Consider the following 14,663-nt stretch of genomic DNA (forward strand, 5'->3'; position numbering starts at 1 on the left):
ATCCTTAAAAACACCGTTCAAAAAGCTAATCAGGAAATCCCGGTTTGAGATCTTGTTAAAAACATATTTAAAACTGAAGCAGCTGTAAGATTCAATAAATTGAGTAAGTTGTGTTTTATATGCATCGCGAAAAGTAGTTAAGGTTGGATCTTGTATTGACATCTTTCGTTAAGAATTGCTCAGTAACAAACGTAATAAGCTTTGGAACAGAAGCGCTACTTTATTAAAAATTTGGTGGATTTCACCAAAAAAACACGAAAAACCGATATAAAATTCTGAAAGCAATGACTTCAAAAGACCTTAACAGAAGATTATTTGGAAGAAAAAAAATATTAGAAAATAATTCTATAACTATGCTTGTATCTAACAAAATGTTATTCCCAGTTGTATAGATCTATCTAAAAGGTCTTCTCGATCTGCCCGAATATCAGGATAAGACACCATTTCTAGTGCACCTATTTCATTGTACAAGGGGCATAAAAAAAGATGCATATAAAACCATTTAAATGAATTTATTTTCAGTATTCTAAATCAACTATTGTTATTATGCATTTAAATTTTAAACTTTGAGATAACCACTTAAATTAAACGCAACTCCATCATGAATAACCTTCTCAAATCAATACTGCTCTACAACCTCACATCATCTATCTTCTTCCTACACTCCTTGCAGTTATAATTACAATAACTCTGCTATAGCAACCACCACACTACATATACTCACACAACAATCTCAAATCAGCAACATATAGGTAATAAAAACCACCACTAAACCATTTAAACCAAAACGTATGGACTTTAAAGATCAAATTGCTCAACTAGCAGCGCGTGTTGAAAAAATGATACGGCAGATTCAAACTGAACTTATATTATTCTTCATTAACTTAAAAATTAATGTCGATGAATATAATTTTGAATGATCATTTCCACATTGGAAGGAAGATCAGCTGGAATAGGTTTCATTACAGGATTTTTAACCTTCATCTCCTTAAGCCATTTTACCCAATATTCACTTATCACATCCCCTTCAAATGGATTCCCCTTTAACGGATTAATACCTATTACAACAACCTCCAGATTACTTAAGCTATCATTAGCTTTTACAAATCCATAATCATTCTTTCTTATGACTTCCTTATACTTCGAAGTATTCAAGTTTAGAGCTCTAATAAATTCGGGTGTTAAATAGGAACTTCTTGGTCCTTCCGTGAATTTAGAGTTGTTATGATATATATAACCATCTGTTAGAATAAACAGGATATTTCTATGCTTAGGCTTGATGCAGTAATCATTTACCTTATCCTTGAAAAACCCCCATATATCCGATCCTATAAACTTACTGTCCTTAATTGCAAGTTTGTAAATCTTATTAGAGGCTGATATATATTGTTGAGATATTTTTAAAATGGCATCCTTAGTTGTATTATCCTTCGTAAAGGATAATTTTAATTCCTTTGCGAGGTTATTTATCTCCGGACTTAAAGGTTCCGGTTCAAAATAGATTTGGATGTGATCATTGTCTTGTCTAATTGGCTTAGATCTCAAATGATTCTCAAACCCCTTACTAATCGATGTAATGTAACCGAGATCTCTTTTATAAAACTCCATACCTGGATTGGAATTTTTTACTGGATCTATCCGATCAGAAAGGTCTAACAGAATACTGATGTTTAAATTATCTTTCCGGCTGGATGACGATTTCATTGAATCTCCTTCAGAAGTTGCCTTTTGATCATCATCAAAACTACAACCTACAGAAAGAAAGACTGCAGTGTACACACACAATCCAATAATTTTAGTTTTCATAGCTTAAGATATTTTAGAGTAAACCATGTTTTGAACAGTTTGATTAACCAGATTGAGTTTCTGAAGGTGTTCCTGAGCGATATTTTCACATTGTTCTAAAATTTCCGTTTGCCTTTGTTGAGACAAAGCAATTTCAGAAGATACCGCCTGAAACCAGCCTTCCTTGTATTGCGCATGGTATAAAAGATATTGTCTGATGTTAAACACAAACCCATCTATGGTAGCCTGTAGTTCAGTAATCTTACCGCTGATTTCAACTGCTTTTTTTCTTAACTGCTCGATTTCTGCTACAATCTCGTTTTTTGAAACCTCTAATGATTTTACTTCTTCAAGCTTTGTTTTAATATATCCTCGGATTTTATCTAAGTTTTCATGTTCTTTCATTGTGATGTCGAAAACTAAACCCCAAATAATGTAAACTACAAAACCTGCAAAAATGATCATCCAAAATTCTGCTTCTCCCAACGCAATCTGTAAATTGTATGGTACTGAATCTGGTGTCTTATTGAACTCATAAATTTTCTTTTCAATCTGGTAGGCTAATAGTCCATCAAATAAAAAGGTCGTGATAAAAAGAGCAATCATTCTAATGACATTCTTAACGCCCTTTCCTTTTTGCATCATATGAATTATATACCCTAATCCAAGAAATACTGAAGGAATTGTAAAGATCAGTACACCTTCCAACCATCCGGCTTTCATGGCATTACTAAATGCCTGTGCATCGAAAATAGCTGCAGTAAGACTATCATTTGAAAAGTCTTTGAAAAAAGCCGAGTATGTTGCGGATATATAGAAAACAAACAAGTAAAGGGTAATAGGGATTAACAATAATAGCCCAATATAAAACTGTGCTTTTGGACGCTTTGAGCTCTCCACACCATATTTTTCAGGATGATGCTTCACATCTTCAATTTCGTTCCTTGCTTGATTGATTTGTTCAACCAGCCCTTGCTTCTTTTCCTCAAAAATTGATATTGCAGTCTCAGTATTTTTAAGTTCGCTCTGTTTTCTAGTTCTCTCATCAATGTAAGGTTGCTTCAATCTTGCCTGCTGAGTTTCCTGATCGCGACACTGTTGCTCAAAACTTTCGTAAACGTTTTCAAGACAAGCTCTAAAATTAATGGGACCTCCCATAGCTTTTAAGGCAGCTCCATATCCACTTTGATAATAGGTGATCCTTATTTCAAGATCTTCCTTTTCCTCGCTTGGAGAGATGCCTGATTCAGGAATCTCACTTTTTTTGGTAAGGAATAATTTTCTAATTTCCATAGCGTTTAATTTATTGATTGCAATACTTTTAGAAGGGACTTTTCCTGCTTAGCACAGTCAATAAGATAGTCACATATAGCAGGGATGTTCTCATCCAAGAACTCGAATATCTTACAGTATTTCTTTAGTAGATTGTATTCATCTTCTGTAACTTCATGATCCACCCATATCATTATCGCCAAGTCATATAGATATTCTATCCGCTTTTCTATAGAAGTAGGTACTTCCATTCTTTGAATTGGATTAGTCAATATGCCATTTAAATGTTCGATATCTACACCTCTTTGTTCAGCGAATCTATAGAGTTGCTTCATTTCGAGTTTATCAAAATTTTCATCTGAACAGGCCATTTGATAGAGTCTTAAGAAATGACTCTGTAATTCTGTATTAATTGTGCTCTCCATACTGTTTATTATTTTTTCAATTCTTTATAATAAATCGTTCTGAAATCACTTAACTAGTATGACAAGTTGGTGAGCAGTAATAACAACCATCGGCTTTTGAATAGTATCCTCTTGCTACTATGACAGCGCTTTTACATGAAGAGAATTCGCCTAAATACAATCGATTAGCCACATCTGGCAGACGATAACAATTTTCATCATGAACTTCATGATCACCATTTGGTTGTGCATTTTTGTTTACGTAATACTTTTTCATAATTTAAAATTTTAGTTCCTAATTATGATTCGAAAGTAGGTAGGCAAATAAAGTATTCCTTACGGGAAACCGTAAAAGCGGAAATTAAAGTATTAGATAATTTTAAAATCTTTACAATAGGCAATAAGCTGTTCGTTAGTTGAAAAGCCCAACACATCTCTGATCAGATTGAGGCGTTTTTCTATACTGCTCAAACCAGAAGGTTTGATGCCTTGATCCTGCAGATACTCAGGAATTTCTTTTTGCTTTACACCATTGGCTAGCAAAGCAATGATGGTGGTATCATAATTGGTAAAATCATAAGTATTTCTTTCTTTAATTGGTACCTTCATTTGTGCAGGAAAATACCTATTCCCTTTCGCAATTGCTTCTATGGCTAATCTAAGTTCCTTGGCATCATGCCGAGCTTTGCGTACGTATCCATTAATTCCCAGGTCTTTAATCAAGGCTTCTATCACCGCAGGATTACCTTCTGCCGAAAAGACCAAAACTTTAAGACCGGGCTGTTCATATTTAGCAGCCTTAATCAGCGCTGCACCATCTACAATTTTCTGAATATAATGATCTTCCTCGAATGAAAGATCTGTGATTAACAAATCATAAGGCTGACCTATTTTATTTGCCTTTTGGATTCTGGCAAAAGCATCATCGCAATAAAACACATATTCAGGATCTTCAATGTTTAGATCTTCAATTGTTTTACGCACAGAAATACTAGTGCTTTCCTGATCCTCTGCAATTAGTACGCGTTCAAACATCATATATCTTTAGGTAATTGTAAAGGAAATGTGAATTCTCAATCCCTTGTCGTTTTTTGTATCAAAAGTAATTGTACCACCAATACTACCAATACGGTTTCCCGTATTGGTCAAGCCATTTTTAAAATTTGGCTGTCCATTGATCCCAACCCCATCATCCATATAGTGAATATTCATCTGATTACCAATTTGCTCAAACTTCACTACCACATTACTAGCACCGCTATGCTTTTTCATATTCACCATCAGTTCCTGAAGAATGTGTGCGATTTCATGTTTTACATTGACACTCATCTGGTCCCACAATTCCTTTTCATTACCTACCAGAGAGATGCGCAGATCAGCAGCACCAAACGATGCAATTAAGCTGTTTATTTCCTCCTGAAAATCAGCACCTGCATGTGGGCGCTCATCATAAGTGATGTCGCGCGATTTCTCGTAAAGTAGCTCTATCCCATCCAAAATGGTTTCCTTGTCCATACTTTCCCCGTTCTCAATTTCCGACATCATCCTGTACAATCCATTTGCCACAACATCGTGTACTTTTTTATGGATCTTCAGTTTGTTGTCGCGAATGGCAGCCTCTGCTTCCAGCGCTAACTTTTGTTTTCTTTTCCTATACCAGAGTACCGAAATTACAGCCCCACCGATGAAGAGCAAAACCGCTCCACCCAGCAAAAACTTTTGTATGGTAATCTGATACTTCTTTTCAACATTCTCTTTTTGCAAATTGAGGTTATCTGCTTTATTTTTCTCCGTTTCATACCTGATCATGGCAAACTGGTTCTTAGCGGCATTCCTTGCCGTTTCTACGCTGTCCTGAAGTTTCTTATAAGTTTCAAAGTATTGCTTCGCTTGTTGGTTCGGACTAAGTTTAACCAATCGCTCCAAAGCATACAGCTGGTCATCTGCACTTTTTATCTGCCTGGCCAGCAAATGCATGCTACGGGTATAAAACAACGCAGAATCTGGCTTTTTGTCCATATAAAAATCTGCAAGGTGTGCTAAACTTGCATTTTGCCCTAACAGGTCATTGGCTTCCTGCCGTATGTGTAACGCTTTTAAAAAGTCGGGTACCGGATTATAATGGCTATTTTGAAGCCATTTCGTTTTCGAGATGTTAGACAAAATTCTTGCGAATGTGACCGGGTTATCCCTCACACTTTTCGTATGGATGAGCGCTCCAAAATATTGAAGTGCCTCTTTGTATTTGAGCTGGTCTATTAAATTAACCGCCAGATTATTTATATAGATGTTCTTAGAGTTTTGATCGCGGGAGAGTTCAATGGATTGATGGTAAAATTTTGCAGCCTCCTTATAATTTTTTAACCGATTGGCCATTTTACCAAGGTTATTATAGTTGGTGGATAAAATTTCCCTTTGATCATTCACGTCTGGATTTAGATAACTGATCGCTGAAAGCGAAATTTCCTGACTTCCGAAAAAATCTCCCTGATCACCACTTGTAATGGCCATATTGATTAAAGCTTTCGCAACTTTAACACTATCCCCTTCTTTGAGTGACTTTTCCTTGGCTTTATTAAAATATACGAAACTACTATCAAGAAGATTGTTGTCTAAAAAATACCAGGCCCGGTCATAATACGGGTTTTCTGAATATACCTTAGGTCTAACCTTGTCCTGATGACAAGAAATGAGAAACAGTAAAAGAAGCGTTAGGTATCTTTTCAAGATTTTATCTATTTCTCGAAAATAAAAAAATACGGGCATTTTATGCCCGTATTTTCAATTATTATCTTGGTCGGTTATTTCCAGTTTCACCACCCGGACCGCCAGCTGGTCTACTATTTACCGTAACATCTCCTTTAGCGTCGCATTTTGAAATTGTACCCGATTGTGAAGGAGATACTAAACCCATTAAAAAAAAGAAAATAATATTAAACATGATTCAAAAATTTTAGAATTGAAATACTTGGTAGGTCTCCGCGAATCCTATCGTGGAGGTTGCTACATTGGCATTCCAGAAGCGCTTCTGAAATTTTTGGGAAGAATTGAGATTCCATTGCGGGCGGCAGTAACTGCTTCCCAAACCGGTCATTACCTACCGCAACTTCCTCTCGTTTAAAATCTGTGTATACATGAACCTCATTAGCTAAGCGAGGTTCCAACCGTTTTCGAAAACAAATGTATGGCGACCAAAAGCACTCATCATCATGCGGTTCCGATCATTCCGATAAATCCACCGGAATTCTGGAAAACCGTAAAAGATTTCGAAAATTCCGGTTACATTTACTTATTAATTCATAGGATAATGCTCGATGATTATAAAAAAGCGGTGATTTCAGATTACCATCAAAAGAAGGTTAAGGGATTGCTTTCTTTAAATTTATCATATTCAACACCCGCCAAGTTGCGGCACGAATGTCTTCTCGTATTAAATGCGAGGCCACAGGTAAAGGATGAGAAAATTATCAGAGATTTCTTCAGTCTAGGTGTAATTTCAAATGATTATACTGATCGTATTGAAAGGTTTGACCCTGAGAAACTCAAGCCCCTGGATAACTATTTAAAAGGGAAAACTGTATCTACAGAGCCAAGAAACATTGAACTTTTAGCATGGCTTATCAATTTTGAACCCAGACCATACCAGTATGGAATAATCTATAATCTTGCAGAAGCAACACCTGCTGAAGTTATAAAGGATATAACAAAAAAACCTGAACCAGAAGAAATTGAGCTAGAGGAATATGAAATTCCTCCCAGCTCTCCTGCAACAACACGCAAACGTGTACCGTTAACCAAGTATGGAATTGACATCATGATTTTGTTTATAACTGTTATTGGTGGAGTAGGCTTATCTATGCGTAACGCTAATATTGAAAAAAATACCACTGCCTACATCTGTACCAGTAAGGTTGCAAAAAAATATCATCTAAGTAATAAATGTCATGGTTTAAATAACTGTAAAAGTGAAATTATCCCAACAACTATCGCAAAAGCAAAAGATGCAGGGAAAACCCTGTGTGAAATTGAACATTAGCCTCAGTATTTTAAATTAACCATTTTATTATGGATTCAAATTTTAAACTTTGAGATAACCACTTAAATTAAACGCAACTCCATCATGAATAACCTTCTCAAATCAATACTGCTCTACTACCTCACATCATCTATATTCTTCCTACACTCCTTGCAGTTATAACTACAATAACTCTGCTATAGCGCCCACCACACTACATATACTCACACAAGAATCTCAGATCAGCAACATATAGGTAATAAAAACCAAAACGTATGGACTTTAAAGATCAAATTGCTCAACTAGCAGCGCGTTGAAAAAATGATACCGCAGATTCAAACTGAAGAAACTACTAAAAACGCACTGATGATACCTTTTATACAAATATTGGGTTATGACGTAATTAATTAACGCTATGGCTTATTTCCATAAAATACTCAACAATCCTAAGGGATCTGTAAATCAATTTGACGCCTCACGGGGGGGACAATGAAACTGAAGAGGAAATTGATTTGGCGGAACAAATTGCTGAACGTGAAGACAATTTCAACCAGCATAACAAACAGTTGATCAAGTCCAAACTAAAAGAAAAGAAACTTACTCAAAAAGAACTGGAAATAGTTTTAGGACACTACAACGAAACTTACATGTCCGAACTAATCAATGGAATCAATCCTTTTACCCTAAACGATTTAATCGTAATCCACAAGCTTTTAAACATTGGGATGGAAGATCTCGTGCCTACAACACTAAATGCACAAACCATCATCAAAGTACAAAATGTGATAGCTCAATTAAACAATCCAAAACTCCAACTAAATATAGAGGAGCTAGTTGAAGTTTAAATCGTTTTAATATCGGCAAACTTTATCCATCCCCCATTTCCATTAACCAATACAACCTTAATCCAGTCGCCCTCCTGTTCCTGAATAGTGACTTTCGTACCTTCATGAATCACGAATAAGGTTTTCTGTTTACCATCTGGCCCACTTTTTACATCGGATGCTCCAGTAAACACGATACCTTGCCGACTCGCATTCAGGTAACTTGATTGTACACCTGCCATGATCATAAAGATCAAGCCCATTGACAGTACGGAAAGCCCAGCATAAAAAGCAGCTTTTTTAGGTGTCACAGCAATTAAAAACAAGTAAGCAATCACCAAAATAAAACCAGTGATAAAACAAGTAACGGTAAGCACAGATAATGTACTCAATGAAAAGAAGTAGATAAAAGCTTTCCACCATTTAGTGAGAAAGAACTCAGGTACAACTTCAATTCTATCCGTTATTTTAAGATTGGCAAGCTGCAGGTTCAACTGAACATCAGCATCACCAGGATTTAATTTCAATGCTTTTTCATAATTTAAAATAGCTTCAGGTATTTCGGCCAGCTTATAATTGGCATTGCCCAGATTAAAATAAACAGCCTCAGATTGATAACCTGCATCTAATACTTGTTGATAAGCTTTAGCTGCTTCCTGATATTGGTTTTTAGCATATGCAGCATTTCCCTGCTTAAGTAATGCTTCGGCATTAATCTCCTTTGCGGATACACAAAATGGCTGTACAAATAACAGTACGGCACATAAATTATATTTTAAAAGGTTACGCATTGTTTTCGATGTCATTAATGATACTTTTCGCTTTATCAAACACTTCTTGTTCGGCAATTCCTGTTACAGGTGCATACCTGGCCATTTCACACAAATCTAAAGTATCTGTCAGCTGATTGATCAATGGTTCTTTTACACTGGCATTCCTTAAGGTTTCTGTGATATTATCCTTGTTCAATTCTGCCGCAGGTATATTGAATTTGTCGCTCAGATATTGATACAAACCTTTATAAACATCCTGATAAAACAGTGTTTTATCGCCTGCAAGTAGTTGCTTCTGCGCATTCGCAAGATGTTTAGCTGCTATTTTGTTGGCATTTCTGCCTTTAACTTTTACCTGATCCTTGTTATTTTCTCTGTACTGTTTACGATAAGCCAAAGCACCTACAAACAGCAATGGCCCTAAACACATTAAAGCATAATAGGCTGCAGAACCATAAAAGACACTGTCTTTTTGATGCAAACCTGAAGTATCGGTTTTGATATAAGCGATATCTTTAGCCAGCATTTTAATATCCTGCTGATTTCCGGAAGAATAAGCCGTAACGTTTGAGCCCGGTGCACCTTTGGCTACTTTCAAATCAAAAGATGCTGCATTAAGGGTAACATATTTTTCAGTTGCAGGATTAAAATAAGAGAATTTTAACGGTTCAATGGTATAATTGCCTTCATGCCTTGGAATCAGTAAATAAGTATACTCCCTGGTTCCGCTAACGCCACTAAGACTTTCGGTAATACGGTCGTTAATTTTAGGATCGTACTTCTCCAGATCGGCAGGAAAATTTACTGTTGGTGCTTTTAGCAATTTCAAATTTCCAGATCCCGAAATTTTAAGGGTATAATTTAAGGCTTCATTAGCTTTTAATGATGATTTATCAACATTAGCATCAATAGAAAACTGTCCAACAGCACCTTCAAATCCTTCTGGTTTGCCAGCATCCGGCAATGGTTTTACATTGATAGCCACTGGTGCTGTCTTTATCTTATACTTTACATCTTCATAAGAACCACCACCAAAAAACTGCTCAATAGGATCATTGGAAGGCACATTTTTACGCACCACAAAAGTCATAATCAAGGGGTCCAATGTCAGCTTACCGAAGCGCTCAGGAAACAATATGATCTCCTTCAATACAGCAACATGGTACCTTTGTCCGTTATAAACTTCTTCTTTCCAATCTACGTTACCATTATTATTTTTGATTTCCTGACTCCAGAAACCGTTAAAATCAGGTAATTTATCTGGCGTATTACCCACAATACCTATGTTCGCGTATAGCTTGTAAGTCACCGCGATCTGCTCCCCCTGATAAACATTGGTTTTATTGGCGATTGCGCGCATAAACAGCTGCTTTGAAATATCGGATGAATTGCCAGTGGACATCCTATCGTTCTGTCCACCTGCCGGCCCCGATCGTGCCTGCTGTTGCGGAGCAGCCTTTCCCTTAGTGACCGTCATCCTGATGATGTTCGATTTGTACTGCTTACCACCTATGACCATGATTGAAGTACCAATAGTAAACTCACCTTCCTTCAAGGCCACCAAAACGTAACTAACAGATATACTGGCAGTAGTTTGTCCGTTAATGGAACTATAGCTGGACGACTGGTTCGGTCCACCAACTACCTGAAAACCCGCAAAGGTCGGTGGCTCAAATGCATCTGGATTACCATTAGTTGAAAAACTAATTTCAAACTGTTCTCCAACCGCTACCTGGCTTGAACTTACAGTCGCAGTAACCTTTATGTTTTGTCCAAAGCTAATGGCCGACCAAAAAAGTAATACCGATAATAAATAATATTTCATGTTCATTGTATACCCCTCTACCAGTCTTTAACAATACGTCCCTTTACCCCTTTTGCTTTTTTGTTTTTCAACTTGTCCTGGGTGTTTTTTTCTTCATTTTTTAAAGCTTCCAGCATACGCTCAGCATCTTCCTTCGATAATTTATCCGGTTGTGGCTGCTGTCCCTGCTGATCTTTTTTATCTTGATCCTTCTTATCCTGGTCTTTCTTGTCTTGATCTTTTTTATCCTGGTCTTTCTTATCCTGATCCTTTTTGTCCTGATCCTTCTTGTCCTGATCTTTTTTATCTTTATTCTTATCCTTGTCCTTTTTATCCTGCTGTTGCTGCTGCTTTAGCTTTTCCTGGGCATACGCCAGATTATAACGGGTTTGATCGTCCTTAGGATTATTCATCAGGGATTTTTTATAAGCTTCAATACTTTCTTCAAGCTTTTTAGATTCCAGCAGTGAATTACCAAGATTATGATAGGCCTGTGCTTTTACGGCCTTATCGCCGGATGTATTAGCTATTTCCGTGAATTTCTGCGCTGCATTTTCAAACTTTTTTTGTTTGTACAAAGCATCACCAAGGTTGAAGTTACCGGCTACTGATTCCTTTGTTTTCTCTACAGACTGGCGGTAACTGGCTTCGGCTTCAGCATATTTTTGTTGTTGATAAAGCTTATTACCGTTATGAATATATTTCTTTTCCTTCTGTGCGAAAACAAGGCTTCCCTGTAGTACAATGTATATAATAATGATCAACTGCTTCATAGCTACCTCACTTCAAATAAATTCAATTCACTTAATTTCAAGTTCCTGCGATTAGAGATAAAGAATTCCAGTATCAACAGCAAAAGTGCAAATCCCAGGAAAAACTGGAACCTATCTTCATAATTTTTGAATGTTTTACTATCGTAACTTTTCTTCTCCATTTTATTCACCTGATCCATCACAATGTTGAATCCGCTGTTGGCGTTGCTGGCCCTTACATAAACGCCATTACCTGCCTGCGAGATCTCCTTGCACATTTCTTCATTTAGCTTAGTCACCACAGTTTTCCCAGCTTCATCGGTATGAAAACCTACAGGTTGTCCATTTTTATAAATCGGTACAGGTGCTCCCTCAGGTAAACCTAAACCGATTACATGAATGGCAACGTCTTTGGCACTGGCTGCTTTGGCTGAAGCAATGGCATCGTCTTCATGATTTTCTCCATCTGTCATCAAAATCATGGCCTTACTCGTACCGTTTACAAAGTTAAAGGACTTCATTCCCATATCAATAGCAGCGCCAATCGCAGTCCCCTGGGTCGGTACAATATCAGTGGTAATGTTATTTAAAAACAACTTTGCCGCTGAATAATCGGTTGTAATAGGAAGTTGCACATAAGCCTCTCCGGCAAAAATGATGATACCAATTCTATCGTTATGGAGATTATCAATTAATTGAGAGATGGCACGTTTGGCATTTTCCAATCTGTTTGGCGCCAGGTCTCCGGCCAGCATACTATTGGAAACATCGAGCAGGATCATCAAATCAGCTCCTGCACGTCTGCCCTCTTCTATTTTAGTCCCTATCTGTGGATTTGCTGCTCCAATTACCAGCGAAGCATAAGCCAGGGCAAAAAGGCTAAATTTTAATGCAGGTCTGCTCAAAGAAACCTCCGGCATCATCCTTCTAACGGTATGTTGGTCGCCCAGCGACAACAATGCCTTCTTCTTCCAGCGACGAACCATCATGAAAACGATGATCATTAAAGGGATAAGCGCCAGTGCCCATAAATACCCTATGTGTTCAAAACGTAACATATTATTAAGTTAAGGCTCCTTTAAAAATTGTATTTCTCAATAAAAATTCCAGCAAGAGCAATACCATTGCGATCAAGACAAAGGGCAGGAAGCGCTCTGTTTTTTTATTGTATTGTGTAACGGCAACTTTTGCCTTTTCCAATTGGTCTATCTGCTGATAAATCTGTTTTAGCTTGGCATTGTTCGTTGCGCGAAAATACTGTCCACCAGTCGTTTTAGCGATTTCCGTAAGCACCTTCTCGTCAATAGTTACCGGTACCTGCTGATATTCAATTCCAAATGGTGTTTTCATCGGATAAGGTGCGTAACCTTTGGTTCCTACTCCAACAGTGTATACCCGAACCTTCATCTGTTTGGCAATTTCTGCGGCTGTTAAAGGTGGTATTGACCCGGTTGTGTTTGTCCCGTCTGTCAGCAAAATAACCACTTTACTTTTCGCCTCACTTTCTTTCAATCGGTTTACAGCTGTGGCCAAGCCCATACCAATGGCAGTACCATCTTCAATCATTCCGTTACTGATTTCGCTAAACAGATTAATCAGTACATCGTGATCTATGGTAAGCGGACATTGCGTAAAACTCTCACCACTGAAAATAACCAGACCGATACGGTCTTCCGGACGGTCCTTAATAAAATCGATGGCTATGTTTTTTCCTGCTTCCAATCTGTTAGGTTTCAAATCCTCTGCAAGCATACTACCCGAAATATCGGTAGCGATTACAATATCAATACCTTCGGTAGTAGAATTTTGCCAGCTGAAAGCTGATTGTGGCCGGGCTAGTGCAATGATCAGCGAGGTAAATGCCAGCACCCGTAATACGATCCCATAATGCCTTAAACTTGTATACTTACTCTTTTTTACGGATGAAAAACCTTTTACGGCCGACATACGTAAACTACCCTGAAGTTTGCTGTTTCTCCAGATGTACCAGCCGATCATCAAAGGGATGACGGCCAGCAGCCAGAAAAAGCCTTTATTGGCAAATTCAATTCCGCTAAACAGGTTCATTATCTTTATTTTGTACTTTATGATCTGTAGATGGAGCAGGTTTGGTATTCACTACAAAACTGATCGCATTTTCCATACTTTGTTCATTCTCATTATGCAAAGGCGTAGCTTTTGCAAATTTCACCAAATCAGCTAACAACAGCATCTGCCTTAGCTTATCCATGTTCCCGGCTGTAATACTCAGATGCTTTAACCCAGAAAATATCTCTTCCGAGGTTTGCTCCATTGCATTGATTTCATATCTTTTTTCCAGGTAATCACGAATGATATCAGTAAGTTCACTGTGGTAGGTTTTCACCTGGCCCTGTTCCCATAGCTTCTGACTTCTCAAAGCTTTCAGCCTATCTAGCACCATAACATCCAAAGGTATTGCGGGCTTGGCTGGAACTGCTTTAACAGGTTTGTTTTTAGCTTTTCTGATCAAGTACCAGATTAAGCCTATTATTAACAATACACCTAATACAGAAAATGTTACCAGTTTTGCGTTGTCCCTAAGCCAGTCCATAAAAGAATAAGAAACCGCCAGCGGCTCTTTAATATCATAGATTGCTTTTGTGGTATCAACCTTTACTTCTGTCACTTCCAAAGGAAGCGCTTGTGTATTTAACTTACCTTCTTTGCTATCGAAAGTATAAGCAGGAATCATGTGTAGTCCTGCATCAAAAGAGGTAATGGTATATCGTCTGCTAATGGTTTTAACCCCCGGGTTATTTTGATCGGTAAGGGTGTCGGTTTTACCCATCTCCACAATCTGTACTTTGGATGAAATGGTATCTGCGAGTACAGGGAAATCGACCTGTCCATTAGCAGGTACATGTGCCATCAAACGCAAAACAGTCTGATCACCTAATTTTATCTTCGTTTGATCCAGCTTTGCTTCTACCCTGATGTTCTGAGCCTGGGTTGTGTAGCTTAACCCCACTAAACACAGCATCAAACACCAGCTGAAATTAAAATATTGTTTCAT

General features: G+C 37.6%; 15 protein-coding genes. 2 read left to right on the plus strand and 13 right to left on the minus strand.

Annotated features, from left to right (window positions below; all coding sequences use genetic code 11):
* Positions 1-891: 891 nt before the first annotated feature.
* The 7 genes from R2Q84_RS05350 to R2Q84_RS05380 all read right to left on the minus strand — a co-directional run bounded on the left by R2Q84_RS05350 (position 892) and on the right by R2Q84_RS05380 (position 6,402).
* A complete protein-coding gene (locus tag R2Q84_RS05350) occupies positions 892-1,806 on the minus strand; it encodes a hypothetical protein (protein WP_316815497.1) in 915 nt (304 codons plus the stop codon).
* Positions 1,807-1,809: 3 nt separating this feature from the next.
* A complete protein-coding gene (locus tag R2Q84_RS05355; RefSeq protein WP_316815498.1) occupies positions 1,810-3,078 on the minus strand; it encodes a hypothetical protein in 1,269 nt (422 codons plus the stop codon).
* Between the two features lie 5 nt (positions 3,079-3,083).
* Positions 3,084-3,482 (minus strand): hypothetical protein, encoded by a 399-nt coding sequence (locus tag R2Q84_RS05360; RefSeq protein WP_316815499.1) that lies wholly within the window; start codon positions 3,480-3,482, stop codon positions 3,084-3,086.
* 49 nt (positions 3,483-3,531) lie between these two features.
* Positions 3,532-3,738 carry a hypothetical protein gene (locus R2Q84_RS05365; RefSeq protein WP_316815500.1) on the minus strand — a complete coding sequence of 69 codons (207 nt, stop codon included), beginning with the start codon at positions 3,736-3,738 and terminating at the stop codon, positions 3,532-3,534.
* A gap of 92 nt (positions 3,739-3,830) precedes the next feature.
* A complete protein-coding gene (locus R2Q84_RS05370; RefSeq protein WP_316815501.1) occupies positions 3,831-4,499 on the minus strand; it encodes a response regulator in 669 nt (222 codons plus the stop codon).
* Between the two features lie 6 nt (positions 4,500-4,505).
* Positions 4,506-6,188 carry a tetratricopeptide repeat protein gene (locus R2Q84_RS05375; RefSeq protein ID WP_316815502.1) on the minus strand — a complete coding sequence of 561 codons (1,683 nt, stop codon included), beginning with the start codon at positions 6,186-6,188 and terminating at the stop codon, positions 4,506-4,508.
* Positions 6,189-6,249: 61 nt separating this feature from the next.
* Entirely contained in the window at positions 6,250-6,402 is a 153-nt protein-coding gene (locus R2Q84_RS05380; protein ID WP_316815503.1) for a hypothetical protein, read from the minus strand.
* A gap of 243 nt (positions 6,403-6,645) precedes the next feature.
* Here R2Q84_RS05380 and R2Q84_RS05385 point away from each other — a divergent pair, with 243 nt between their 5' ends.
* The gene (locus R2Q84_RS05385; protein ID WP_316815504.1) at positions 6,646-7,497 is read left to right on the plus strand and encodes a hypothetical protein; all 852 of its coding nucleotides are present in this window, start codon (positions 6,646-6,648) and stop codon (positions 7,495-7,497) included.
* A gap of 446 nt (positions 7,498-7,943) precedes the next feature.
* A complete protein-coding gene (locus R2Q84_RS05390; RefSeq protein WP_316815505.1) occupies positions 7,944-8,321 on the plus strand; it encodes a helix-turn-helix transcriptional regulator in 378 nt (125 codons plus the stop codon).
* Here the strand turns inward: R2Q84_RS05390 and R2Q84_RS05395 are convergent.
* Genes R2Q84_RS05395 through R2Q84_RS05420 form a run of 6 tightly spaced genes read right to left on the minus strand, consistent with a single transcriptional unit; the run spans position 8,318 to position 14,663 of the window.
* The gene (locus R2Q84_RS05395) at positions 8,318-9,106 is read right to left on the minus strand and encodes a tetratricopeptide repeat protein (RefSeq protein ID WP_316815506.1); all 789 of its coding nucleotides are present in this window, start codon (positions 9,104-9,106) and stop codon (positions 8,318-8,320) included. The two genes, R2Q84_RS05390 and R2Q84_RS05395, sit on opposite strands and share 4 nt — an antisense overlap.
* Entirely contained in the window at positions 9,084-10,898 is a 1,815-nt protein-coding gene (locus tag R2Q84_RS05400; protein ID WP_316815507.1) for a BatD family protein, read from the minus strand. The genes R2Q84_RS05395 and R2Q84_RS05400 overlap by 23 nt, the downstream gene beginning before the upstream one ends.
* 17 nt (positions 10,899-10,915) lie before the next feature.
* A complete protein-coding gene (locus R2Q84_RS05405) occupies positions 10,916-11,650 on the minus strand; it encodes a tetratricopeptide repeat protein (protein ID WP_316815508.1) in 735 nt (244 codons plus the stop codon).
* A gap of 2 nt (positions 11,651-11,652) precedes the next feature.
* Positions 11,653-12,687, minus strand: coding sequence for a VWA domain-containing protein (locus tag R2Q84_RS05410; protein WP_316815509.1), 1,035 nt, complete (start codon positions 12,685-12,687; stop codon positions 11,653-11,655).
* 4 nt (positions 12,688-12,691) lie between these two features.
* Entirely contained in the window at positions 12,692-13,696 is a 1,005-nt protein-coding gene (locus R2Q84_RS05415) for a VWA domain-containing protein (protein WP_316815510.1), read from the minus strand.
* Positions 13,683-14,663 carry a hypothetical protein gene (locus R2Q84_RS05420; RefSeq protein ID WP_316815511.1) on the minus strand — a complete coding sequence of 327 codons (981 nt, stop codon included), beginning with the start codon at positions 14,661-14,663 and terminating at the stop codon, positions 13,683-13,685. The genes R2Q84_RS05415 and R2Q84_RS05420 overlap by 14 nt, the downstream gene beginning before the upstream one ends.

Source organism: Pedobacter nyackensis, assembly GCF_032678475.1.
Taxonomy (GTDB): domain Bacteria; phylum Bacteroidota; class Bacteroidia; order Sphingobacteriales; family Sphingobacteriaceae; genus Pedobacter; species Pedobacter nyackensis_A.

Coding starts and splice junctions, on each gene's coding strand:
- R2Q84_RS05350 (WP_316815497.1), bottom strand. CDS start 1,806: ATGAAAACTAAAATTATTGGATTGTGTGTGTACACTGCAGTCTTTCTT.
- R2Q84_RS05355 (WP_316815498.1), bottom strand. CDS start 3,078: ATGGAAATTAGAAAATTATTCCTTACCAAAAAAAGTGAGATTCCTGAA.
- R2Q84_RS05360 (WP_316815499.1), bottom strand. CDS start 3,482: ATGGAGAGCACAATTAATACAGAATTACAGAGTCATTTCTTAAGACTC.
- R2Q84_RS05365 (WP_316815500.1), bottom strand. CDS start 3,738: ATGAAAAAGTATTACGTAAACAAAAATGCACAACCAAATGGTGATCAT.
- R2Q84_RS05370 (WP_316815501.1), bottom strand. CDS start 4,499: ATGATGTTTGAACGCGTACTAATTGCAGAGGATCAGGAAAGCACTAGT.
- R2Q84_RS05380 (WP_316815503.1), bottom strand. CDS start 6,402: ATGTTTAATATTATTTTCTTTTTTTTAATGGGTTTAGTATCTCCTTCA.
- R2Q84_RS05385 (WP_316815504.1), top strand. CDS start 6,646: ATGGCGACCAAAAGCACTCATCATCATGCGGTTCCGATCATTCCGATA.
- R2Q84_RS05395 (WP_316815506.1), bottom strand. CDS start 9,106: ATGACATCGAAAACAATGCGTAACCTTTTAAAATATAATTTATGTGCC.
- R2Q84_RS05400 (WP_316815507.1), bottom strand. CDS start 10,898: ATGAAATATTATTTATTATCGGTATTACTTTTTTGGTCGGCCATTAGC.
- R2Q84_RS05405 (WP_316815508.1), bottom strand. CDS start 11,650: ATGAAGCAGTTGATCATTATTATATACATTGTACTACAGGGAAGCCTT.
- R2Q84_RS05410 (WP_316815509.1), bottom strand. CDS start 12,687: ATGTTACGTTTTGAACACATAGGGTATTTATGGGCACTGGCGCTTATC.
- R2Q84_RS05415 (WP_316815510.1), bottom strand. CDS start 13,696: ATGAACCTGTTTAGCGGAATTGAATTTGCCAATAAAGGCTTTTTCTGG.
- R2Q84_RS05420 (WP_316815511.1), bottom strand. CDS start 14,663: ATGAAACAATATTTTAATTTCAGCTGGTGTTTGATGCTGTGTTTAGTG.